Source organism: Nocardiopsis sp. JB363, from assembly GCF_900143625.1.
Classification (GTDB): Bacteria; Actinomycetota; Actinomycetes; order Streptosporangiales; family Streptosporangiaceae; genus Nocardiopsis.
This window is the reverse complement of sequence record NZ_FRFF01000131.1, coordinates 104,392-127,824: the sequence shown is the minus strand read 5'-3', so window position 1 is coordinate 127,824 and position 23,433 is coordinate 104,392. Positions and strand designations below refer to the sequence as shown.

21 protein-coding genes are annotated in these 23,433 nt (G+C 69.5%); 17 read left to right on the top strand and 4 right to left on the bottom strand.

Features of this window, described 5'->3' with window-relative positions; all coding sequences use genetic code 11:
• Positions 1-2: 2 nt before the first annotated feature.
• From BQ8420_RS19675 to BQ8420_RS19645, 7 genes are read left to right on the top strand one after another with little or no spacing between them, the layout of a single operon-like run.
• Positions 3-1,925 (top strand): anthranilate synthase family protein, encoded by a 1,923-nt coding sequence (locus BQ8420_RS19675; RefSeq protein ID WP_087100642.1) that lies wholly within the window; start codon positions 3-5, stop codon positions 1,923-1,925.
• The gene (locus tag BQ8420_RS19670; RefSeq protein ID WP_235006374.1) at positions 1,918-3,156 is read left to right on the top strand and encodes a 3-deoxy-7-phosphoheptulonate synthase; all 1,239 of its coding nucleotides are present in this window, start codon (positions 1,918-1,920) and stop codon (positions 3,154-3,156) included. Before BQ8420_RS19675 ends, BQ8420_RS19670 begins: the two co-directional genes overlap by 8 nt.
• A gap of 36 nt (positions 3,157-3,192) precedes the next feature.
• Positions 3,193-3,978, top strand: coding sequence for a 2,3-dihydro-2,3-dihydroxybenzoate dehydrogenase (locus tag BQ8420_RS19665; protein ID WP_087100599.1), 786 nt, complete (start codon positions 3,193-3,195; stop codon positions 3,976-3,978).
• A 30-nt stretch (positions 3,979-4,008) separates the two neighbouring features.
• Positions 4,009-4,683 (top strand): isochorismatase family protein, encoded by a 675-nt coding sequence (locus tag BQ8420_RS19660; RefSeq protein ID WP_087100598.1) that lies wholly within the window; start codon positions 4,009-4,011, stop codon positions 4,681-4,683.
• Positions 4,680-5,309 carry a UbiX family flavin prenyltransferase gene (locus BQ8420_RS19655; RefSeq protein WP_255404888.1) on the top strand — a complete coding sequence of 210 codons (630 nt, stop codon included), beginning with the start codon at positions 4,680-4,682 and terminating at the stop codon, positions 5,307-5,309. The genes BQ8420_RS19660 and BQ8420_RS19655 overlap by 4 nt, the downstream gene beginning before the upstream one ends.
• Before the next feature lie 17 nt (positions 5,310-5,326).
• Positions 5,327-6,754 carry a non-oxidative hydroxyarylic acid decarboxylases subunit C gene (locus BQ8420_RS19650; protein WP_087100597.1) on the top strand — a complete coding sequence of 476 codons (1,428 nt, stop codon included), beginning with the start codon at positions 5,327-5,329 and terminating at the stop codon, positions 6,752-6,754.
• A gap of 5 nt (positions 6,755-6,759) precedes the next feature.
• Complete coding sequence (locus BQ8420_RS19645) at positions 6,760-6,993, top strand: non-oxidative hydroxyarylic acid decarboxylases subunit D (RefSeq protein WP_087100596.1); 234 nt, start codon at positions 6,760-6,762, stop codon at positions 6,991-6,993.
• 69 nt (positions 6,994-7,062) lie between these two features.
• Here the strand turns inward: BQ8420_RS19645 and BQ8420_RS19640 are convergent, their stop codons facing one another.
• Entirely contained in the window at positions 7,063-8,376 is a 1,314-nt protein-coding gene (locus tag BQ8420_RS19640; protein ID WP_160049373.1) for an FAD-binding oxidoreductase, read from the bottom strand.
• Between the two features lie 65 nt (positions 8,377-8,441).
• Entirely contained in the window at positions 8,442-9,509 is a 1,068-nt protein-coding gene (locus BQ8420_RS19635) for an aldo/keto reductase (RefSeq protein WP_087100594.1), read from the bottom strand.
• A gap of 228 nt (positions 9,510-9,737) precedes the next feature.
• On the opposite strand from BQ8420_RS19635, the gene BQ8420_RS19630 reads away from it, so the two are divergent.
• Positions 9,738-11,198 (top strand): hypothetical protein, encoded by a 1,461-nt coding sequence (locus BQ8420_RS19630; protein WP_087100593.1) that lies wholly within the window; start codon positions 9,738-9,740, stop codon positions 11,196-11,198.
• Here BQ8420_RS19630 and BQ8420_RS19625 read toward each other — a convergent pair.
• Positions 11,149-11,625: a MarR family winged helix-turn-helix transcriptional regulator gene (locus BQ8420_RS19625; protein ID WP_200816001.1), complete on the bottom strand. Its 477-nt coding sequence runs from the start codon at positions 11,623-11,625 to the stop codon at positions 11,149-11,151. The genes BQ8420_RS19630 and BQ8420_RS19625 overlap by 50 nt on opposite strands.
• Positions 11,626-11,720: 95 nt before the next feature.
• On the opposite strand from BQ8420_RS19625, the gene BQ8420_RS19620 reads away from it, so the two are divergent.
• The 7 genes from BQ8420_RS19620 (at position 11,721) to BQ8420_RS19590 (ending at position 18,434) form a co-directional block, all read left to right on the top strand.
• Entirely contained in the window at positions 11,721-13,217 is a 1,497-nt protein-coding gene (locus BQ8420_RS19620) for an MFS transporter (RefSeq protein WP_200816000.1), read from the top strand.
• Between the two features lie 125 nt (positions 13,218-13,342).
• Positions 13,343-14,263, top strand: a complete 921-nt coding sequence (locus BQ8420_RS19615) for a pseudouridine-5'-phosphate glycosidase (RefSeq protein ID WP_087100591.1) — start codon at positions 13,343-13,345, stop codon at positions 14,261-14,263.
• Positions 14,260-14,925: an HAD family hydrolase gene (locus BQ8420_RS19610; RefSeq protein ID WP_087100590.1), complete on the top strand. Its 666-nt coding sequence runs from the start codon at positions 14,260-14,262 to the stop codon at positions 14,923-14,925. Before BQ8420_RS19615 ends, BQ8420_RS19610 begins: the two co-directional genes overlap by 4 nt.
• Positions 14,922-15,980: a methyltransferase gene (locus BQ8420_RS19605; protein WP_087100589.1), complete on the top strand. Its 1,059-nt coding sequence runs from the start codon at positions 14,922-14,924 to the stop codon at positions 15,978-15,980. The genes BQ8420_RS19610 and BQ8420_RS19605 overlap by 4 nt, the downstream gene beginning before the upstream one ends.
• A gap of 56 nt (positions 15,981-16,036) precedes the next feature.
• Positions 16,037-16,444, top strand: coding sequence for an Lrp/AsnC family transcriptional regulator (locus BQ8420_RS19600; protein WP_087100588.1), 408 nt, complete (start codon positions 16,037-16,039; stop codon positions 16,442-16,444).
• 119 nt (positions 16,445-16,563) lie between these two features.
• On the top strand, positions 16,564-17,721 hold the full coding sequence (locus tag BQ8420_RS19595; protein WP_087100587.1) for a CaiB/BaiF CoA-transferase family protein: 1,158 nt from the start codon (positions 16,564-16,566) through the stop codon (positions 17,719-17,721).
• Entirely contained in the window at positions 17,715-18,434 is a 720-nt protein-coding gene (locus tag BQ8420_RS19590; RefSeq protein ID WP_087100586.1) for an IclR family transcriptional regulator, read from the top strand. The genes BQ8420_RS19595 and BQ8420_RS19590 overlap by 7 nt, the downstream gene beginning before the upstream one ends.
• Positions 18,435-18,447: 13 nt before the next feature.
• Here BQ8420_RS19590 and BQ8420_RS19585 read toward each other — a convergent pair whose 3' ends face one another.
• Positions 18,448-19,842, bottom strand: coding sequence for an MFS transporter (locus tag BQ8420_RS19585; RefSeq protein WP_087100585.1), 1,395 nt, complete (start codon positions 19,840-19,842; stop codon positions 18,448-18,450).
• Positions 19,843-20,077: 235 nt separating this feature from the next.
• On the opposite strand from BQ8420_RS19585, the gene BQ8420_RS19580 reads away from it, so the two are divergent.
• Together BQ8420_RS19580 and BQ8420_RS19575 are read left to right on the top strand one after the other, a co-directional pair.
• Entirely contained in the window at positions 20,078-21,979 is a 1,902-nt protein-coding gene (locus BQ8420_RS19580) for a GAF domain-containing protein (protein ID WP_200815999.1), read from the top strand.
• Between the two features lie 148 nt (positions 21,980-22,127).
• Positions 22,128-23,393 carry a hydroxymethylglutaryl-CoA reductase, degradative gene (locus tag BQ8420_RS19575; protein ID WP_087100584.1) on the top strand — a complete coding sequence of 422 codons (1,266 nt, stop codon included), beginning with the start codon at positions 22,128-22,130 and terminating at the stop codon, positions 23,391-23,393.
• Positions 23,394-23,433: the final 40 nt, after the last annotated feature.

Sequence of the window (23,433 nt, the reverse complement as noted above, 5' to 3'; positions counted from 1 at the left end):
ACATGACATCCGGATCAGAAGAGCGTATCGGCAGAACCATCCTCGACCGCGCGCTGTCCTCCTCCCCCGGCCCGTTCGCCCTGGTGGCCAGGGACGTCCACGGCGGCTCCCGCCGCGTGGAGGCCTTCGAGGGCGTGGTGCGCGAGTACGACCTCCTGAGGCGGGTCCCCCTCCCCGACCCGAAGGAGGGGACCCGGCAGCACTCCCTGGTACTCCTGCCCTACCGGCAGATCACCGAACGCGGCTTCACGGCCCAGGACGACGGCGAGCCGATCCTGGCGTTGAACGTCGACGAACAGGGCGTGGTCTCCGACGACGACCTGAAGGTTCTCGCCGACCTTCCCGTGGAGCTCGAAGGCCAGGGCTCCTTCGACGTCTCCGACGCGGAGTACGAGAAGACGGTCGAGGAGGTGGTCGCGGACGAGATCGGTTCGGGGGCCGGATCCAACTTCGTCATCAGCAGGACCTTCACCACCCGGGTCCGGGAGGACCGCATTCGGTTCGCCCTCGGCCTCTTCCACCGGCTCCTGCACCGGGAGAACAGCGCGTACTGGACCTTCGTCGTCCACACCGGTGAGAGGACCTTCGTCGGGGCCACCCCCGAGCGTCATGTGAGCCTCCATCGGGGAACAGCGGTGATGAACCCGATCAGCGGGACCTATCACTATCCCGAGGAGGGGCCGGCCCTGGAAGGCCTCCTCGACTTCGTCACGGACCGTAAGGAGATCGACGAGCTGTACATGGTCGTGGACGAGGAACTGAAGATGATGGCCGAGGTCTGTCATGAGGGCGGTCGCGTCCACGGTCCCCGGTTGCGTTCGATGGCCCGCCTCGCGCACACCGAGTACGACATCTGCGGGCCGACCTCGCTCGACCCCCGGCGCGTGTTGGAACGGACCATGTTCGCGCCCACGGTCATCGGCAGTCCGCTGGAGAACGCCTGCCGCGTCGTCGCTCGACGCGAGTCCTCCGGACGCGGGTACTACAGCGGCGCCATCGCCCTCCTGGGCACCGACTCCGGCGAACTCACGCTGGACTCGGCCATCATGATCCGCACCGCGCAGATATCGCCCGCGGGCCGCATGAGCCTGAGGGTGGGCGCGACACTGGTCCGTGACTCCGTCCCGTCCAGGGAAACGGCGGAGACCCATGCCAAGGCGGCCGGACTGCTGGGCGCGACCGGAGGGGGCGACCGGCCGGGGGTACGCGCTCCCGAGACGATCACTGGGCACGCCCGGGTGCTGGAGGCTCTCCGGGAGCGCAACACCGGACTGTCCGACTTCTGGCTGGCCGGAGGGGAAGGAGAGGCGCTCCCCTCACCCGCGCCGCTGCTCGACCAGAGGGTTCTGGTGGTCAACGCCGAGGACTCCTTCACCGGCATGCTCGCCCACCAGCTCCGTGCCCTGGGCGGACGGGTCGAGGTCGTTCCCTACCACGAGGCCGAGGAGGTCCTCGGCGAGGGCGGGTTGGTCGTCCTGGGCCCCGGCCCCGGGGACCCCAGGGACACCTCCGACCCGCGCGTGGCCGCCCTGAGCCGCCTGAACCGTCTCCTCCTGGAGGAGGGGCGTCCCTTCCTCGCCGTGTGCCTGTCGCACCAGGTGCTCGCCGCCGAACTGGGACTACGCCTGCGCCGACGCGCGGCGCCCGCCCAGGGTACCCGGCGCGACATCGACTTCTTCGGAGACAGGACCACGGTCGCCTTCTACAACACCTACGTCGCGGTGTCCCCTGTCAGACGCGTCGCGGGCCCCAGCGGCCCGGTCCGTGTGAGCCGCGACCCCAACGGTGAGGTCCACGCCCTGCGCGGATCCAACTTCACCTCCATGCAGTTCCACCCGGAGTCCCTGCTCACCCACCGTGGGCCGGAACTCGTCGCCGCCTCGGTCCGTTCCCTGACACCGCCCGTGGGGGGTCCCCGTGCATGACCGTCTCCACCGGAGCTCCGGCACCGGTATCGCCACCGCGGACGCCACGACCGCCCCGTTCGGGGGACCGTGGTCGCGGCTGCCGGCGGCCCAGCAACCGGACTGGGCCGACCACGAGTCACTGCCCTCGACCAGGGAACGGATCTCCCGGCTGCCGCCCCTGGTCGACATCGCCGAGACCGACCGCCTGAGGGCCGACCTGGCCCAGGTGGCACAAGGGCGGGCCTCCCTGCTCCAGGCCGGTGATTGCGCCGAAGACCTGGGCGAGTGCACGGCCGAACACGCCCGGGTCAAGATCGCGGTCCTGTCCGGCCTCGGCGGGCACATGCGCCGGTTATTCGGGCTGAACGTGGTGCAGGTCGGGCGGATGGGAGGCCAGTTCGCCAAGCCCCGCTCCCACGGGATCGAGACCGTCGACGGAACCGAGCTCCCCGTCTTCCGGGGCCACCTCGTCAACTCGGAGGAACCCGCGCCCGCAGCACGCCGCCCGGACCCGCTGCGCATGCTCGACGCCCGGGCGGCGAGCGAGATCGTCGTCCGAGAGGTGCGACGCCATCGCGACCGGGGGCGGGCGACGGGGTACACCGACGCGGGTCCGTGGGTGAGTCACGAGGCCCTCGTGCTCGACTACGAGGTTCCCCACCTGCGTCGGGATGGTGTGGACGGTCGCCTCCTGCTCGGATCCACGCACCTACCGTGGCTGGGGGAGAGGACCCGGGATCCCGAGTCCGCCCACACCGCGCTCCTTGCCGCCATCGCCAACCCGGTGGCGTGCAAGATCGGCCCCTCCGCCACCCCGGAGCAGGTCGTCCGGCTGTGTCAGGTCCTGGACCCCGACCGTAGACCCGGCCGCCTCGTCCTGATCACGCGCATGGGTCACGACCGGATCAGCGCGGCCCTGCCGGGGATCATCGAGGCCGTACGCGACAGCGGACATCCGGTCGTGTGGGTGTGCGACCCCATGCACGGCAACACCGTGCGCACCGACGAAGGACACAAGACCCGTCACCTCTCCGACATCGTGGCCGAGGCCAGGAGTTTCCTCGGGACCCTCCGCCGATATCGCCTGCACCCGGGCGGCTTCCACCTGGAGGTCACGGCGGCGGACGTCACCGAGTGCGTGGGCGGGCCGGTCGGCGACCCCGCCGAGGTCGGCAAACGCTACACGAGCCTGTGCGACCCACGGCTCAACCCCGAACAAGCCCACCTGTTCCTCACCGCATGTGCGTGAACCTCGCCCATCACCGAGAGGAAGAACGGAGAAGACATGGGATACCCGGAACTCCACGGGCAGACGGCGCTGGTGACCGGCGCCGCGCGCGGTATCGGCGCCGCGGTCGTCCGCTCACTGGCCGAACAGGGGACCCGAGTGCTCGCCTGCGACATCGACGGTGAGGGCGTGCGGCACCTCGCCGCGGAACTCGACGGGGCACGGGGTGCCGTCCATCCCCACGCGGTGGACGTCACCGACGCCCCCGCGGTCGAACGCCTCGTGGAACGCTCCGAGAGCGAATACGGGCCCCTGGACGCCCTGATCAACGTCGCGGGGATACTCAACACCGACGATCTGGTCAAACTGGACACCGGTGAGTGGCGGGCGGTCTTCGACGTCAACACCCACGGTGTCTTCCACGTCTCACGTGCGGTCGCCGAACGGATGATCCCCCGGAGCCGTGGCTCCATCGTCACCGTCGCCTCCAACGCCGCCCAGGTCCCCCGGGCGCGGATGGGCGCCTACGCCGCGTCCAAGGCGGCTTCCGCGATGTTCACCCGGTGCCTGGGCCTGGAACTGGCCGAGTACGGCATCCGCTGCAACGTGATCGGCCCCGGGTCGACCGACACCCCGATGCTCAGGTCGATGTGGCGGACCGAACAGGATCGACGGGCGACGCTTCACGGTTCGCTGGAGAACCATCGGATCGGCATCCCCCTGGGTCGAATCGCCCGGCCCGAGGACGTGGCCGACGCCGTCCTCTTTCTGGTGTCGGACCGAGCCAGGCACATCACCATGCAGAACCTGCACGTGGACGGCGGCGCCGCGCTGGGCGCCTGACACCCCACACCCGACGACCTACGGAGGACCATGACCATCCGACGCGGGCTGCACTACCCGATGCCGGACGACCCACCGACCAACACGGTGTCCTGGAGCCCGGACCCCCGGCGCGCCGCCCTGCTCATCCACGACATGCAGAACTACTTCGTGGACTTCTTCCGCGCGGGAAGCTCACCCGTCACGGAACTCGTCGCCAATTGCGTCCGGCTCCGCGAGGCGGCGGACCGCTGGGGGATACCGGTGTTCTACACCGCGCAGCCCGGTTCCATGACCTCCGAGGAGAGGGGACTGCTGCACGACTTCTGGGGGCCCGGCATGAGCGCGGAGGGCACCGGGCCCGGCACACCCCGCGCGGTCATCCCCGAACTCGCGCTTCGGGACGGCGACACCCTGCTCACCAAATGGCGCTACAGCGCCTTCGTCCGCTCCGACCTGGACGCGCGCCTGCGCGCCGCCGGCCGGGACCAGCTCATCATCTGCGGGGTCTACGCCCATGTGGGCTGTCTGATGACCGCCTCCGACGCCTTCGCCCGCGATGTCGAACCCTTCCTGGTCTCCGACGCGGTCGCCGACTTCTCGGAGAAGGAGCACCGGATGGCCCTGGACTACGGAGCCCTTCGCTGCGCGGCGGTGCTCCCCACCGATCGGGTCCTCACCGACCTCGACGCGGCGGTCCTCCAGATGACGGCGGGCGAACGGTGACCGGCGGGGCACGGCGCCGCCTGGTCGTCGCCATGACCGGCGCCACCGGCGCCCCGTTCGGTGTGCGCCTCCTGGAGGTGCTGGCGGCGATCCCCGAGGTGGAGACGCACCTGGTGGTCAGTCGCTGGGCCCGTGCCACCGTCGAACTGGAGTGCGGCCACGGGGTGGCCCGCCTGACGGAGCTGGCCGACCTCGTGTACTCGCCCGAGGACCAAGGGGCACCGATCTCCAGCGGCTCCTTCCTCACCGAGGGCATGGTCGTCGTGCCGTGCAGCATGAAGACGCTCGCCGGTATCCGCACCGGGTACGCGGACGGCCTCATCCCGAGGGCGGCCGACGTGGTCCTCAAGGAGCGACGCCGTCTGGTGCTCGTGACACGGGAGACCCCGCTCAACGAGATCCACCTCGACAACATGCTCGCCCTCACCCGGATGGGGGCCGTGGTCCTGCCTCCCACACCGGCCTTCTACAACCACCCCGGCACGGTGGGGGACATCGTGGACCACGTGGTGGCGCGCGTACTCGACCAGTTCCAGATCACCGTCCCCGCCGACCGATGGGAGGGGATGCGCCGGGCCCGACTCGACCGAGGTCCCCGGGACCGGGCCGTTTCCACCACCCCCTGACAGCGGAAAGGACGACCATGACCGCTATCGAAGACCTCCGGGGCTTCCTCGACGCGCTGGACCGCGAAGGCCAGCTCGTACGGGTCGGCGAACCCGTCGACTGCGAACCCGATCTGGCCGCCGCCGCCAACGCCGCCGCCCGACTCGGGGACAAGGCCCCCGCCCTGTACTTCACGTTGGTGAACGGGTTCACCAACGCCCGGATCGTGCTCAACGCCCACGGTTCGTGGCCCAACCACGCCATCGCGATGGGCATGGACCGGGACACCCCGGTACGCGAGCAGATCCAGGAGTTCACCCGTCGGTGGGACGACCACCCCGTCGCACCGGTGCATCGTGGGGACCCTCCCTTCCTGGAGAACGTCCAGGAGGGCCCGGACGTGGACCTGTTCCGCGTGCTCCCCCTGTTCCGGGTCAACGAGGGGGACGGCGGCTTCTTCCTGGACAAGGCCTCCGTCATCAGCCGCGACCCCGACCACTGGGACGACACCGGACGCCAGAACGTCGGCATCTACCGACTCCAGGTCAAGGGCCCGAACAAACTCGGCCTCCAGCCCGGGACGATCCATGACATCGCCCACCACCTGAGAATCGGCGAGGAACGGGGAGAGGACGTGCCCGTCGCGATCGCGGTGGGCAACGACCCGGTCGTGTCCATCGTGGCTTCGGCTCCGATCGCCTACGACCAGTCCGAGTACGAGATGGCGGGGGCCCTGCGAGGTTCGCCGGTCACTCTGGCCAAGGGGCCGCTGACCGGCCTGGACGTGCCATGGGGGACGGAGGTGCTACTGGAGGGGGTGATCGAGGGTCGGGTGCGTGAGTTCGAGGGACCCTTCGGTGAGTTCACCGGCCACTACTCCGGCGGTCGGGCGATGGCCGTGATCCGGATCGACCGCATCTCGTACCGCGACGACCCGGTGTTCGAACACCTGCACTTGGGGCGAGCCTGGACGGAGATCGACTATCTGATGGGGCCGGCCACCTGTGTTCCCCTGTACCAGCAGCTCAAGGAGGACTTCCCGGAGGTCGTCGCGGTCAACGCCATGTACACCCATGGGCTGGTCGCCATCGTGTCGGTGCGGCCCCGCCAGGGCGGGTTCGCCCGGGCGGTGGGGCTGCGAGCGATGACGAGCAGACATGGGCTCGGCTACTGCAAGGTGGTGATCGTCGTCGACGAGGACGTCGATCCCTTCGACCTCCCGCAGGTGATGTGGGCGTTGTCCACCAAGGTCAACCCGGATGAGGACATGGTGCACCTGTCCAACATGTCCATTCTGCCGTTGGACCCGTCATCGTCGCCGGTCGGCGTCAGCGGCAAGGTCGTCATCGACGCCACCGCGCCCGTCGCCCCCGACGTCCGAGGGCGGCACGCCCATCCGGTGCGGGACCACCCCGACACGGACCGTTGGCTGCGGTGGCTCCGTGAACGGACCAAGGAAAGGTGAGGACCATGATCTGTCCCCGTTGTGGTGACGAGGGGGCCGCCACCGTCGCGGTGTCTCCGGTGCCCGGGGTGTGGGAGGTGGTTCTGTGCTCGATCTGCCACTACACCTGGCGCACCACCGAACCTCCGCGCCAGTCCGTCCGGGAGTCGTTTCCCGAGGAGTTCCGGATCACCCCGGAGGACATCCGCGACGCGGTGGAGCTGCCGCCCGTACCACCCCTGCGCGACGAACCCCGCTGAGCGGTGTCGGCCCCAGGATCGATGTGACGGCGAGGAGGGTGCGCGCACCCTCCTCGCTTGTCCTCCGGCTCAGGGACGAATGTTGTGGTTGAGGTGGAACACGTTGTCGGGATCGAAGCGCCGTTTCAGCTCCCGTAGCCGCCCCAGGTGCTCGGGCGGGTAGGCGGCCGCCACCCGACCCGGGTCACTGAGGAAGTTCAGGAACACCGAACCGGTGGCGTGTGGAGCCAGGCGTGCGGCCAGCCGGGCCATCGCCGAGCGGGCACCTTCCAAGGTCCGTTCGTTCAGGCCGGGGGCGATGGCGATCACGGAGAAGGGCGTGTTCCGATGGCCCGCCGGCCCGGCGTCCGCCGGTGGTCGTCCGGGAGCCCCGGTCCAGTTGCGCACCTCCACGACAGAGACGGGCGAGTCCGGGTGTTCGCACACGGACACGAGCTCGTCCACGACCGCGTCGGGGAGGGCGTCGAACAGGTCGGTGTGCTCTTCGGACACCTGGGGGAGCGGTTGCGGGTCGGAGAGCGCGGTCAGCTCAGGGAACCGCAGGGGACCCAACCCACCCAGCAGTGGAGGCCCGGTCGCGGACAACAGGCGGTCGACGTGGCGGGCGGCGTCCCGCGCCTCGGAAAGGACGCAGACGCGCAGGGCCACGACGGGGCGTCCGCGCAACGGCTCGGGCACCTCGTCGGAGTCGGGCGGCCGAACCAGGACCACGGCCGTGACCACGTCCTCGGGTTCCCGGTGAGCCAGGCTTCGGTAGGCGTCCAGGATCGCGTGCGCGCGTTCGAAGGGGAAGAACAGCACGCCGCCGCTGATCCGTCCGATCGGGTGCAAACGCATCTCCAGTTCGGTCACCACACCGAAATTTCCGCCGCCACCCCGTAAGGCCCAGAAGAGGTCCTCGTGGGCGTCCGCCGAGACCCGCAGGGCCCGGGCGTCGGCGGTGACCACCTCGGCCGACACCAGGTTGTCGGCCGCGAACCCGTGACGCCGGGTCAGCCAGCCGAGTCCGCCACCGAGGGTGTAGCCCGCGACCCCGACGTCCGGCGACGTCCCCGACACCGGAGCCAGACCGTACTCGGCCGCGGCCGTGACCACGTCGCCCCACCGGGTGCCGCCGCCCGCACGCGCGGTCCGACGGCGAGGGTCGATCTCCACGGCGGCCAGGCCACCGGTACGCAGCAGTAGACCGTTATGGGGCAGGGCGCGGACCGCTCCGTGGCCGCCGCACTGGACGTCCAGGTCGAGCCCCCGATCGCGCGCGTGGGCCACCGCGCGGACCACGTCCCCCGAGGATACGGGGTCGGCGACCACACCGGGTTTCGGGACGACGTTGCGCCGCCAGGGCAGCCAGAAGGGCGCCTCGCCCGGTGCGACCTCGTGCACCTCGCCAACGAATCCCGATCGCAGTGCGGACAGGGCGTGGCCGGCCCCTGGATCCCGCGGACCCGTCATGAGGTGGCCGGGCCCGGCGTCTCGACCAGGGGTTCGAAGTGGTGTGCCCGGCGACGCGCCCGGGGGTCGCGCAGGGACGGCTGCCGCTGGTGGGAGTCGGCCGGGTTGAGCACCGTGCCCGGAGGGACGATCGCGTCGATCCGATCCAGGACGTCGTCGTCCAAGGTGGTCTCGGCCGCCGCCAGCAGATCCTCCAACTGCTCCGGAGTGCGCGGGCCCAGAATCACGGAGGTGACTCCCGGGTGGTTCCCGGCGAAGGCGATCGCCATGTGGACCAGGGACAGACCGCTCTCCTCGGCCAGCTCCAGCAGTTCGGCGACCGCCTCGCGCTTGCGGACGTTTCCGGGCAGGGCCGGATCGAAGTTGAGCTTGTGCGCCGCCTGACGACCCCGACTGAGATCGATCTCGCCCTGGAAGCGTCCGGTCAGCCACCCCTCGCTGAGCGGGCTCCACACCATCACCCCCATGCCGTACTTCTCGCAGGTCGGGAAGAGCGAGGCCTCGGCGGAGCGGTTCAGGATCGAGTAGGGCGACTGCTCGGTGCGGAGCCGGACGTGGCCCCGTCGCTCGGAGGCCCAATGGGCCTCCACGATCTGTTCCGAGGGGAAGGTCGAGGTGCCCGTGCTCCGGATCTTGCCCGCGCGCACCAGGTCGCTGAGGACCCCGAGGGTCTCGTCGATATCGGTGTGGGGGTCGGGTCGGTGCAGCAGGTACAGGTCCAGGTGATCGGTACCCAGGCGGCGCAGACTGTCCTCCACGGCGCGGGTGATCCACCGTCGCGAGTTCCCCCACGAGTTCGCGTCCTCGGACATGGGGTAGTGGCCCTTGCCGACCAGTACCACGTCGTCGCGGCGTCCCTTCAACGCGCGACCGACGATCTCCTCGGTCGCTCCGTTGCCGTACACGTCGGCCGTGTCCACGAAGTTGATGCCGGCGTCCAGGGCCCGGTGGATGATGGGCGCGGCGTCCTCGTCGTCGGTTCCTCCCCAGGGCCCGAGCATCATCGTGCCCAGGCAGAACGGACTCACCCTGATTCCGGTGTTCCCCAAGGGTCGCAGGCGCATGATTCCTCACTTCTCCTCGTCGGGCGGGCGCGATCACCGTCGCAGAGCGTCCCGCCCGCGCACCTCACGTGTTCACGTCATTTCGCGTGGTCCCCGGCGGCCGGACACGTACGCGGCGCATCGGACCGGGAGGCTCTGGCGAGGTTTCGGGATGTTCGTCGGATCAGTGGGGTGTGAGGCTCGGAGCCCGGGCGCGGACGTGTCCGGACCGCCATGGAGAGGACGAGTATGAGTTCCATCCGGACGCCCCTGAGCGACCTGCGCTTCGAGATCAGCCACCGCTTCCGCCCCTTCGACCTCATCGCGCCGGGGTTCGTCGTGTTCGACACCGACGATCCCGAGGTCTTGAAGGGCGGTGCCGGGCGAACGGTGCTCACCGGGCACGCACCGGTCGCCCCCTTCTCGACCGTTCTCGTGGACGTCGGTGCCGACCCGATCGGGGGAGCCGCGACGGCGGGGGGCACGGTGACGGCAGGGCTTCGCAGCGGTGAGGAGGGCTCGGAGGACGGGGTCGTGGTCGTCTACGACGCCGGGGTCGGACAGGTCCGGCTGGAAGTGACCGTGGATGGCACAACGACCGTCGCGGCGGACGCGCCGGTCCGTCCGGTCCTGCCTCACCAGCTGGCCGTCACCGTCACCGGCAACGTCGTGACCGCGCTGGTCCGTGACGAGGGCGCGGAGTGGGGCGACCCGCTGCTGGGCAGGGGCGCCGACGTGCGCTCCCTGGTGGACCTACGGGACCCGGGGCTCCTGGGGCGGTGGGAGTGCGCCTTCGGAGCGTCGGGCGCCGGGCTGCGGCGGGTACGCGCGGGCTACTTCGGTCAGGTGGGCCTGCGCGATCCACAGCTGATCACCCACGCCGACGGGCGCCCCTACACACGCGACGGCCGGTTCTTCCTCACCGCCGGGTGCGCCGGGATGGGCTTCGCGCAGGAGGCGCACTGGGCGGTGTGGGAGTTCGACCCCGACGCACCGGACCGGATGCGGCAGACCGCCAAGTTGTTCTTCGCCCATGACGGCATCGTGACCGGGGACAACGCCGGGCACGTGGTATACGACGAGGCCTCTGGCTACTTCTCCCTGGTGGTGTGCGGAGGAGACCTCCCCACCCCGGGGGTGCACGTACGGTGCGCGCGTACCGACGCGGATCTGCTCACGGGGGTGCACGTCATCCCGAACACACGGTTGGCCGCGCCGTCCACCCTGAGCGCCTGGGAGCCGTCGCTGGCCAGGATCGACGGGCGCTGGCACGTGCTCTACGCCGACGTCGTCCGGTTGGTGCCCGAACTGGAGTTCCGCCCCGTCCTCGCCGTGTCCGAACCCGGGGCGGATCTGTCCGCGCCCATGACGGTCGCCGCCGTGGACACGGCCTCCCGGCGCACGGAGGGTTGCGTGCTGCGGCGCGCGGGTGGCAGGTGGTGGGCGTTGGCCACCGACGACGCCCAACGCGTGTACAAGGTCTATGACATGGACCTGCGGAGGCTGGGGGAGATCGACGCGCCCTACGTCTCGGGGGGACCACATCCCCAGGCGTTTCCCGTCTCCTCGGAACCCGGTGCCGACTGGGTCATGGTGACCTTCGACGACGAGCAGTACGCCCAGGACGTCCTGGGGTACGGCACCGAGGGGAACGTGGTGGTCATGCGCGCTCCTGGAGCTCGCCGATCCGTTCCTGGAGCCGGGCGTTGACCCGCCGGTTGAACTCCAGGAGCAGGTCGCGCTCCTCCTCGGAGTATTGCTCGATGGTCTCGATGTAGGAGTGCCCGAGGGCGTCGAAGGTCGCGGTCAGCCGCGCGTACGCGCCGTCGCGGACGAGTTCGACAACGACCTTCCTGCGATCCGTCGCGTCGCGGCCGCGTCGGACGAACCCCGCCCTCTCCAATCGGTCGATGACGGCGGTGATGGCTCCGCCGCGCGACAGCCCCACGTGCCCGGCCAGCTCGCCGGGGCTCATCGGACCGTTCTTGTCCAGGGCACCCAGGCAGGTGATGTCGGTGATGTTGATGCCCGCGTACGCCGCGAGGGCCGAGTGGAACCGCACGGCCAGGGAGGCTCCCACACGGAGTTCCTTATAGAGGGCCTTGGTGTCGTCCTGGGACGTTGACACTGCGCTCACCCTTCCCATAGTCTCTCTAAAATAGAGAGACACTAGATTAGTCATTCTCTAAGTTGCCTTATTTTTGATCCTACCTTCCTGTAGCGGAGCCCACCATGACGGAAGTGCACACCCCACCCATGGCCCGAAGCGGCAAGAGGTGGGTGGTCCTGGGGGTGGTCCTCCTCGCCCTGTTCATGGACCTCGCCGACGCGACCATCGTCAACATCGTCCTGCCCCGTCTCCAGAGCAGCCTCGGCGCCGAGTACTCGGCGGCCCAGTGGATCCTGGCGGGCTACTCCCTGACCTTCGCGCTGGCCCTGATCACCGGTGGGCGCCTCGGCGACATCCTCGGCCGCAAGCGGATGTTCCTCATCGGGATGGCCGGCTTCACGGTGGCCTCGGTGGTGTGCGGCGCCGCGCCCACGGCCGAGGTGCTCATCGCCGGCCGGCTCGTCCAGGGCCTCACCGCGGCCCTGATGGTGCCCCAGGTGATGTCGATCATCATCGTGCTGTTCGACCACAAGGACCGGGCGAAGGCCTTCGTCTTCTACGGCATCACACTCAGCCTGGCCAACGTCAGCGGCCCGCTCCTGGGCGCGGTCCTCACCGAGGCCGACATCTTCGGCCTGGGCTGGCGCGCCATCTTCTACGTCAACGTCCCGCTGGGCGCGCTCGCCATCGCCCTGGCCCTGTGGCTCATGCCCGAGAACAGGGCGACCGACCCGCTCCGTCTCGACCTGGTCGGCATCGTCCTCGTCAGCCTGGCGATGTTCGCCCTCATGTTCCCGCTCATCCAGGGACGTGAACGCGGCTGGGACATGCTGTCGCTGAGCCTGCTCGTCGCCTCCGTCCCACTCATGATCCTGTTCGTCCTGCACCAGAGGAACAGGGACCGCACCACGGGTTCGGCACTGGTGCCGCCGTCCCTTTTCACCCACCGTTCCTTCACGGCCGGGGCAGTCGTGATGTTCGTTCTCTTCTCCGGCCTGGCCTCACTCTTCCTCGTCCTGACCTACAACCTCCAACTCGGCCAGGGCTGGACACCGATGCTCACCGCCGTCGCCGTGGTCAGCTGGCCCGTCGGCATCACCCTGATGTCCGGGGTCGCCCAGGCCTACTCCACCACCCACGGGCGCCGTGTGATCGGTATAGGCGTGGCGGTCATGCTGCTCGGCGTGCTCGCCCTGATCGGCGTCCTGTCCGTCATCGGTCCGGCCGCGACCTGGTGGCAGGTCGCGCTACCGGTACTCGTCACCGGCTTGGGAATGGGCATGTGCGTTCCCATCCTGGCCAGTGTCGTACTGGCCGACGTAGGGGAGGAGAACGCCGGAGCCGGGTCCGGCGTCGCCAACGCCGTCATGCAGCTCGGCACGGCCATGGGTGTGGCCGTGGTCGGCGTGCTCTTCTTCTGGCTCGCCACCGGAGACCCCGCGGGACCGAACCGCGGTGAGGCGTTCTCCGACGCCGCCGCCACGACGCTCTGGTACAACGCCGGGGCCTTCTTGATCGCCCTGATCCTGGTCCCCCTGCTGCCCCGCGCCGCCCAACCGGAGCCCGGGGCCCCACCCACGCCGGAGGAGATCAGCGACTCCGCGTCCGCACGTACCTGACCGCGCGCCCGGCCCCACCACGGGGTCGGGCGGCTCACGCGAACACGTGATGTGCCGCCCATGACCGGGCGGCACGCTGAAACCCAGTGCCCCCCACCACAGGTGAGAAGCGAAGGAGCAAAGACATGGCCCCCCCACTCAAAGTCAACGAGGAGGTCCGTGCCGCGCAGGCCGACGGGCGTCCTGTCGTGGCCCTGGAGTCCTCGCTCATCGCTCACGGCCCCGACTACCCGCTCAACGTCGAGATCGCCCAGGCCATCGAGTCGGCCGTACGGGACGCCGGTGCCGTACCCGCCACCATCGGGATCATCGACGGCGAGTTCGTCGTCGGTATGGACGACAAGCAGATCGACCTCTTCGGACGCTCCGACGACATCGCCAAGGTCAGCAGCCGTGACCTCGGCCTCGCGCTCGCCCGCGGCGCCCACGGGGCCACGACCGTGGCCTCGACCATCGTGATCGCCCGGCTCGCCGGTATCCCGGTCTTTTCGACCGCGGGGATCGGAGGCGTCCACCGCGACGCCCAGCGCACCTTCGACATCTCCGCGGACCTGCTCCAGTTCACCCGGACCAGGGTGGTGGTCGTCTGCGCGGGTGCCAAGAGCATCCTCGACCTGCCGCTGACGGTCGAGTACCTGGAGACCGCGGGGGTCCCGCTCCTGGGATACCGGTACGACGAGTTCCCCGCCTTCTACGCCCGCTCATCGGGGATCCCCGTCACCAGGGTGGACGACATGGAAACGGTCGCCCGCGCGGCCCGCCTGCACTGGGACCTCAACGGGGACGGAACGGTGCTGCTCACCGCGCCGATCCCCGAGGAGGAGGCCCTCGACCCCCAGGAGATCGACACCGCCGTCACCGAGGCGCTGGCCGAGGCCGAGCGGACGGGTGTGACCGGCAACGCCCTCAGTCCCTTCCTCATGAAGGCCGTGGTGAAGGCGACCGGCGGACGCAGTGGAAGGGCCACCAAGGCCGTCCTGGTCAGCAACGCCCGACTCTCCGGGCAGTTGGCCGTCGCCATGAGCGTGGAGGAGGCGGGAGCGTGAGCGCACGAGCGGTCATCTTCGACCTGGACGGAACACTGGTCGACAGCCCCGCGGCCATCACCCGGATCACGAGCGACCTCCTGCGGGAGATGGGGCACGAACTCCCCGACGCCGAGATCCGCGCGACCGTCGGCAAGCCCTTGGAACAGAACCTGGCCCAACTGATGGGCCTCGAACCCGAGCACCCCGACATCGTCAAGGCCAAGACCCTGTACCGCGAGCGGTTCGGCGCCTACGTGCGGGAAAGGCGAGGGGATCTCCTCTACCCCGGCGTCCGTGAAGGACTGGACCGGCTGCGAGGGCGGGGCACGCGGACCGCGGTGGCCACGTCCAAGACCCTGGACGGGGCACGCAAGACCGTCCGCGCCACGGACATCGCCGACCTGATCGAGGCCCTGGTGGGCGACGACATGGTGGCCACGGGAAAACCCGACCCGGAGATGGCCCTGCACGCCGCCGGGCTGCTCGACACCGACCCGGAACGGTGCACCGTCGTCGGAGACACCGTCGGTGACATTCGCATGGGCCGCGCGGCGGGCATGGCCACCATCGGGGTGACCTACGGGGTGGGCGAGGAAGCCGAACTCCTGGCCTCCGGCGCCGGGGACATCACGGACTCCTTCGCCGAGGTCGTCGACCTCCTACTCCGGGAGAACCCATGAATCGCACCGCTGACCACGCTGAGACCGAGGCGTCCTCAAGGGCCGCCGTCGTCCGGATGGCCTATGGGTACATGGGCTCGCAGATCATCAGGACGGCGGTCGAACTGCGCCTGCCCGACCTCCTTCGCGACAAGCACCGCGACATCGACGACCTGGCGGGGGCCACCGGCACGCACACCCCCTCGCTCCGCAGACTCGTGCGGGCGCTGGTCACCCTGGAGCTCCTCTCCGAGCCCGAGCCGGGACGTTTCGGACTGGCGCCCCTGGGACGCTTCCTGACCGAGGATCGGGACCACTCGCTGCGCATGATCTCCCGACTCTTCACCGGTGGAGAGTTCTGGGACTCATGGCTGCACCTGACCCACAGCATCGAGACCGGCCGGGCGGCCTTCGACGAGGTGCACGGGTCGTCCTTCTACGACTACGTGGGCGCCCATCCCGACTACGCCGCGCTCTTCGGCGGTGCCATGGCCGAGAACGCTCGGTTCGAGGCCCCGCGCATCGCCGCCGCTCACGGCTTCGGCGACTACCGGACCATCGTCGACGTCGGCGGCGGCGACGGGACCCTGCTCAGCCGGATCCTGTCGGAGAACCCCCGGGCGCGAGGGGTGGTACTCGAAACGCCTCAGGTCGCCGAGCAGGCCCGTGCCCTCATCGAGGAACGCGGACTGAGCGGTCGCTGCGAGGTGGTCGAGGGAGACTTCTTCGAGGGGGTGCCTCCGGGAGCGGACGCCTACCTGCTCAAGAGCGTGGTGCACAACTGGAGCGAGGAGTCCTGTGTACGGATCCTCCGCAACTGCCGCTCCGCGATGGGCGAGGGAAGTCGCCTGCTCCTGGTCGAACCGGTCCTGTCCGAACGCGCGGACCCGGGCGCGGAGATGGCCTTGGAGAGCGCGCTGAGCGACCTGAACATGCTGGTTCTGACCGCCGGAGGCGTCGAACGTACCCTCGCGGACTTCACCGTGCTCCTGGAGACCTCCGGTCTCCGGTTGCGTACGGTCTCCGACCGGGTCGCCGGAACCGATTTCCGCGTGATCGAGGCCGACCCCGTCTGATCACCGATCCGGGAGGGGCGCCGACCGCGTACACGTACCGGGACGAGAAGAGACGGATGGCGGGAGTGTCCCCCGAGAACAGTGCGGTCCGCGTGGTCGGTCGCTTGGCGACCGACCACGCGGACCGACTCGTGGGCCACGGTGACCAACAGGATCGAGAAACTCAAGTCCCAGGGCGTGATCGTGGGGTCGGCGTGCGGGTGCGCGACCACCGTGCGACGGGGGAGGTGCGGGCGATCTCGTTCATCGAAGTGGTGGGGCGGACCACCGACCACGTGATCGCCGAGTTGCGGGGATTCCCCGAGATCATGGCGCTGCACACCACCAATGGCGGGTGGGACCTGGTCGCGGAGATCTCCTGTGAGAACCTCCGTGACTTCGACGAGTTGCCGCGCCGGATGCGCGGGATCAACGGTGTGGTCAACAGCGAGACGAGTCTGCTGCTCAGTTCGGTGGTCCGCTGATCCCGACGTTCGAGTGCCGTGCGACGACTCCTTGACAGCGGCTCCCACCGGACTGATAGTTGCATATACGGCTAACGCAACGGATATGCGGATGAGGCGCCGAGGGCGGGGGAGACGACGTGGATCTGGATCCAGGGACGGGGGCCGGTCCGCTGGCCGGTGTGCGGGTCGCGGAGATCTCCAGCGTGGTGATGGCACCGATGGCCGGCAGGCTGCTGGCGAAACTGGGCGCGACCGTCGTCAAGGTGGAACCGCCCCGCGGAGACGTGGTGCGGCACATCGGCGCACGCGTCGCACCCGGGATGAGCGGAGCGGCCCACTCCCTGGGCGATGGCAAGTACAACATCGCGATCGACATGAGCACCGAGGAGGGCCTGGCGGAACTCCGCGGGATCCTGGGGTCGGCGGACATCATCGTGACCAACCATCTGCCGGCCCGACGCCGCAGATTCGGCCTGGACTGGGAGTCCGTACGAGCGCTCAACCCGCGGGCGATCCTGTGCACCGCGCAGGGCTATGCCGGTGACTCGGCCATGGCCGATACACCCGCCTACGACGACACCGTCCAGGCGGCCTCCGGGGTGTGCGACATCTACTCGAAGTCCGGGGGCCGGCCGCGATACGCCCCCTACGTGATGGCGGACAAGGTCTGTGCCCTGACCATCGTCTACTCCGTCCTGGCGGCGCTGCACCATCGGGACACGCACGGGCGGGGCCAATGGGTGGACGTCCCCATGGTGGACGTGATGGTCGACTTCAACCTCGCCGAGCAGCTCAACGACTTCTCCTTCATCCCGCCCCGGGGCCCCGCGGGCTGGCACAGGACGTTGGCGCCCAGCCGCAGACCGCACCGATGCCTGGACGGTTGGGTCTGCGTCCTGCCGTACTCGGACCGCAACTGGAGTGACTTCCTCCGGATCGCCGGGGTGGACCGCGACGCCGAGAACGTTCCGTTCGCCACCAACCAGGAACGGAACGACGACATGGAGGACGTGCAGGCCATCATCGCCGACTACGCGGCCGAGCGGACCACACGGGAGATCCTCGACGAATGCGGGTCGGTAGGGGTCCCCGTGCAGCCGGTCAGGACCATCGAATCCCTGGTGGAGGACGACTATCTGAGGGAACGGGGAACCGTTCAGCAGATCCGGCATCCCCTGGGGCACTCCTATCTCCGGACGACGCCGAACATCTCCTTCTCCGACTCTCCCCTGCGGCCCGTGCGGCCGGCCACGTCGGTCGACGCCGACCGTGAGGAGGTGACGCGGCGGTGGTAGGCAGGCATCGCACCGTCAGCCGGGTGGTGGGGATCCTCGAACACGTCGTTCGGAGCGAGCGCGGGGCGAGCCTCCAAGAGTTGGTGGAGGAGTCGCGCTCACCCCGCTCCTCCATCTACGACTTCGTCCGAGGGCTCGTCGACGAGGGCTACCTGGTGGAGGTTCCCGAGGGCGGTAGGTACGTCCTGGGGCTCGGCGCGCACGCGCTGCTCGCCTCGCGCTCGACCTCCGTCGTCGAACTCGTCGAACCGGTCATGCGCGAATTGGCCCGCGGCACCGGGGAGACCGTGACACTGGCCGTTCCGGTGGGATCGGAACTCTCCTACGTGCACACCGTGCCCTCCGAACATCCCATCGCCTATTCCCCCGTGCTGCGCACACGCAGGAGCCTGTGGCCCTCCAGCTCCGGAAAGATCCTTCTCGCCTACGGCGCTCCGGGGGTCGAGGCCACCGAGGCACCGGGCCACACGGATGTCCCGGCTGAAGCGGTCGAGGCCGAGATCGCGCTGACCGCACGGCGCGGATACGCGACCAACATCGGAGAGTCCGTCACCGACGTGGCGGCCGTGGCCGTCGGGGTCGTGGTGGCCGGCAACGTGGTGGCCGCCCTGTCCGTCGGTGGCCCCCGGGCACGTATCGAAGAACACCTTGAGCGGGCCGCCGGGTCGGCGAATCTGCTCCTCGCCGACCACGGCCTGGGGATCCCCCGATGAGCGGCCACACGGGTCACCCGTGGTCGTGGACGCGCTGCCCGCCGAGCCGGGTCTCCTCGACCTCGCCCTGGGAGAACTCCTCCTCCGGGTTCTCCTCGACCGTGGGCGCCTTCACCAGCGTCTCGGGCAGGTACCAGATGCCGACCACACCGATGAGGCTCAGTACGACCAGGTAGCCCGCCACCAGCCACGGGGTTCCTCCACCCACCGCCACCAGCCAGGTGGCCACCATGGGCGCGGTGCCCGCCGCGACGGCCGCGGGGAGCTCTCGGGAGAGCGCGATCCCGCTCCAGCGCATACGGGTGGGGAAGATCTCGGCGATCATCGCCGCGGAGACACCGATGGTGGCTCCCTGGATGACCGCGAGACCGAGGATGAGCCCCACGGCCACGAGGAGGGAGTTCTCCGTCTGGTAGAGCATGAACATGGGGAAGGCGAAGACGACACCGAAGATGGCCGCCCCCATGAGGAGGGGCTTGCGACCGATCCGGTCCGCCAGGGCTCCCGCAGCCAGGGTCGCCGGGATGGTGAGCAGCATGGCCACGAGCAGGCCGATCAGCGTGTGCGTGGAGTCCACGTTTAAGGTCCCGGTGGTGTACGAGACGGCGAAGGTCTGCACGATGTAGACCCAGGGGAGCGTGAAGACGAAGAGGGCCATGCCCGCCAAGAGGAAGCGCCAGTGGCCGCGCACCGCCTCCACGATGGGCGCGGTGCTGACGTCGTCGTTCTTCTCGGTGGCCTTGAAGGCCGCGGTCTCCGTCACCCGGAACCGGAAGTACAGCGCGATGGCGACGATCGCCACGCTGGCCAGGAACGGCAGGCGCCAGCCCCAGGCCAGGAACACCTCATCGGACATCAGCCAGGTCAGGACGGCGAAGGTGCTGGTGGCCAGGGCCATCCCCACGTAGACGGAGGCACCCGGGAAACCGGCGGTGAAGGCACGTCTTCCCGTCGCCGAGGACTCGCTGGCCATGGTCATGGCCCCGGCGAACTCCGCGCCGGCCCCGGCCCCCTGGAAGATCCTGAGGACGATCAGCAGGACCGGAGCCCACAGGCCGATCGACTCGTAGGTGGGCAGGACACCGATGAGCGTCGTGGCGCTGCCCATGATCACCAGGGTGACCAGCAGCGTTCCCTTGCGTCCGAGCTTGTCACCATAGTGGGAGAGCAACAGACCACCCAGGGGACGGGCCATGAAGCCCACGGCGAAGGTGGCGAAGGCGCCGAGGGTACCCGCGAGATCGCTCCCGCCGAAGAAGAGCGGGGCGAAGATCAGCGCCGCGGCGAGACCGTACAGCGTGAAGTCGTACCACTCGATGACGGTACCCACGGAACTGCCGATGACGGCCCTGCGCCGCTGTTGACGCGAGTCGAGACCGGCGCGGTCGATGTCGTGCGAGACGGCCATACCACTCTCCCTTGTGATTGTCGTGCGGCCAGGGAAGGCGCACGGAGCGATGGCGAGGGCGCTTGAGTCCCATCGGGCCATCAACCAAATTAGTGGCGGCCGTCACATCCGTGATATGTGTCTTCCCTACGTTGATCGGCTCGATTTATGAGTCTTCATCCCATCCTGATGTGGCACCGCGGAGGTGTTCGTGGAGAACCCGGCCCAGACCGATCGGTCTCGCGGAGAACAGCCCTTGTCCAGGGACGAGGCCGTGTCGATGCTCGTCACCTCCATCACCGACACCCACCACGGGAACGCGGCCGACGCGTTGCGGGCCCTGCCCCACCTCGGGCTGGACGAGCGCACCGGGCGGGACCTCTCCGAGAGGATCACCAGGAACAGACGCGAACTGGCGCGCCTGCGTCGACGGGAGCACGAGTTGGGCGCGCTGTTCTCCAGCGCCCGTGAACTCGCCGCCGAGCGGGACGGGGACGTGCTGCTGGAGAAGATCGTCGACCGCGCCCACCAGATGATGGGCAGCGACCTCACCTACCTGTCCGAATACGACCCGAGGACCCGCGAACTGTTCGTTCGCCATACGATCGGCTCCGTCTCGTCGGACTTCCAGGCGCTGCGGGTGCCCCCGGGCAAGGGGCTGGCCAGCCTCGTGGTGGAACGCAGGTCCGGGGGCTCGGTGCCCAGGTACGCGGACTTCGAGGCGGACCGCAGAGAGGCCGGGATCGACACGGCGGTGCGGGCGGAGGGCATCGTCTCCATGCTCGGGGTTCCCATGCTGGCGGACGACGAGGCCCTCGGGGTGCTCTTCGTCGCCACCCGGGAGGAGCACGAGTTCACCCCCGAGGACACCGCGCTGCTGACCGCGCTGGCCGACCACGGTTCGGTGGTCCTGCAGACCGCCCGGACACTGCGCAGCCTCCAGCGCGCCGAGGACGAGTCCCGCCGGGCGCTCTCGCGACTGACCGAACACATGATCCAGCGGGACAGGGCCCACAGCGTGCACCGGAAGCTGGTGGAGGCCGTCCTGACCGGCGGTGACTTCGGCACGGTGGCGACCACCCTGTCCGAGGAACTCGCCAGGCCCGTGGCGCTGTACGACCAGGCGGGGAACCCCCTGGCCGAGGCGGGGGACGGGCTGGCCGAGGTCGACATACCCCAGGACGAGGAGATGGTCCGGGCGCTGCGCCGCAGCACCGAGTCGGGACGCCTCGTCGAGCTCGTGGACGAGGGGCCCGTGGAGGGCGTGGTGGTGTTCGCGGCCGGAGAGCGGCACCTGGGCACGGTCCTCCTCGGCCGGGGCGGTTTCCCCCTCACCGACGTGGACGCCCGCACCGTCGAACGAGCGGCGCAGGTGTGCGCGTTGCTGCTGCTCTCACAGGAGGCCGTGGCCGAGACGGAGTACCGCGTGCACACCGAACTCATCGCCGACCTGCTCTCGGAGGACGAGGAACGGCGCCAGGACGCCATCGCCCGGGGCAGGCAACGGGGCATGGAGACCGTGGACCTCACCTCCCTGCTCGCGCTCTCCGTCCCGACCGGACAGCGCGGTCGCGCCGTGCGGCTCGCGGTGTCGCTGGCCCCCGCACGGTCGCTGGTGGGGGAGCACCAGGGGCTCGTCGTCGTCCTGGGCAGGCCCGGGCTGGAGAGCAGGGCCGAGGAGATCCGAAGCGGGGTCGCCCAACACGTCATGGGCGGAGTGCTCGGCGTGCTCCCGCCCGAGGGGGAACAGGGCGTCCAGTTCCCCCTCGTGAAGAAGACCGTGCGCCTGTTGGAGGCGCTCAGGGTCTCCGACGTCCTCGCCGAGACGAGCGACTACATCCCCTACGCGGCCATCTTCGACACCGACGCCCCCGGGATGACGCACTTCCTCCACCGGTCCCTGGGGGAGGTCAAGCGGTACGACGCCGAACGGGGAACGGAACTGCTCCGTACCCTGAGGGCCTTCGTCCACCACGGGGCCGGTCCCACCCGGACCGCGCGCGCCCTCAACTTCCACGTCAACACGATCCTCCAGCGACTGGAACGGCTGGACCGGGTCCTCGGTGACGGATGGCGGGAGGACGAGAACTACTTCCGGATCTCCCTGGCGGTGCGCATGGACGAACTGCGGGAGCGATTCACCGGGGGAGCCGCATGAGGCCGGCATGGACTCTCGACACAGTGATTCGCGCTTTTCATGTATTTCAGAACCATGCTGCGCGACACGGGGCGACCATATTCTCGCCACTGAGTGTGAGAAGGAGGCCCGGCGACTCGTCGGGCACCGTGCGCCAGGAGGTGGATTCTTGCCCGTCAACAGTCGTATCCCAGGGCTCCGGGAACTCAGTGTCCAGGAGCGCCGTACCCGGGTCACCGAGGATTCCGGAGTGGACGCCGAGGTCTTCGAGCCCCAGAGCGGCCTCGTCTTCGAGCAGGCCGACCAGATGATCGAGAACGCCATCGGAGTCTTCGGCGTTCCGTTGGGGATCGCGACCAACCTGACCGTCAACGGTCGCGACCACCTCGTCCCCATGGCCATCGAGGAACCGAGCGTGGTGGCCGCGGCGTCCAACGCGGCCCGGATGGCCCGAGGGCTCGGCGGGTTGAGGGCCTCCACCTCCGGTCCGGTGATGATCTCCCAGGTCCAGCTCGTGGACGTGCCCAACCCGGAGGAGGCCCGGTTCAGGATCCTGGAGGTCGAGGAGGAGATCCTCGCCCAGGCCAACGAGCAGGACCCCGTCCTGGTGGAGTTGGGCGGCGGGGCCCGCTCCGTGGAGGTCCGCATGGTCCCCACGGCCTCGGGGACCCACCTCATCGTGCACCTGATCGTGGACGTCCGCGACGCGATGGGGGCCAACGCCGTCAACACGATGGCCGAGGCGCTGGCTCCCCGCCTGGCCGAGCTCTCCGGTGGCAGGTCGCTGCTGCGCATCCTCAGCAACAAGGCCGACCGACGGCTCGTGCGGGTGCGCGGTGAGTTCGACGCCGAACTGCTGGGCGGCTCCCAGGTGGTCGACGACATCGTTTTGGCCAGTGACTTCGCCTCCGCGGACCCTTACCGGGCCGCGACGCACAACAAGGGCATCATGAACGGCATCTCCGCCGTCGTGCTCGCCACCGGGAACGACACCCGCGCGGTCGAGGCCGGATGCCACTCCCACGCGGTGAGGGACGGCCGCTACACGGCGCTCTCGCGCTTCGAGAGGAACACGGCCGGGAACCTGGTGGGCACACTGGAGGTGCCCCTGGCCGTGGGTCTGGTCGGCGGCGCCACACGAGCGCACCCCACCGCCAGGGCCGCGATCAGGATCCTGGGGGTCGACTCAGCCGTGGAACTCGGCGAGGTCATCGCCGCGGTGGGACTCGTGCAGAACCTGGCCGCCTGTCGGGCCCTGGCCGCGGAGGGGATCCAACGCGGACACATGGCCCTGCACGCCCGCACCCTCGCGGCCACCGCCGGCGCGGAGGGACAGGAGGTCTCGGAGGTGGCCGCCCGACTGGTCGAGGCCGGACGCATCCGGCAGGAGTACGCGCGCGAGGTACTGGGCGAGTTGCGGGGAACCTCCGCTTGACCCGTGCGGGAGACGTCCACCGAGGTCGAACCTCGGCCCG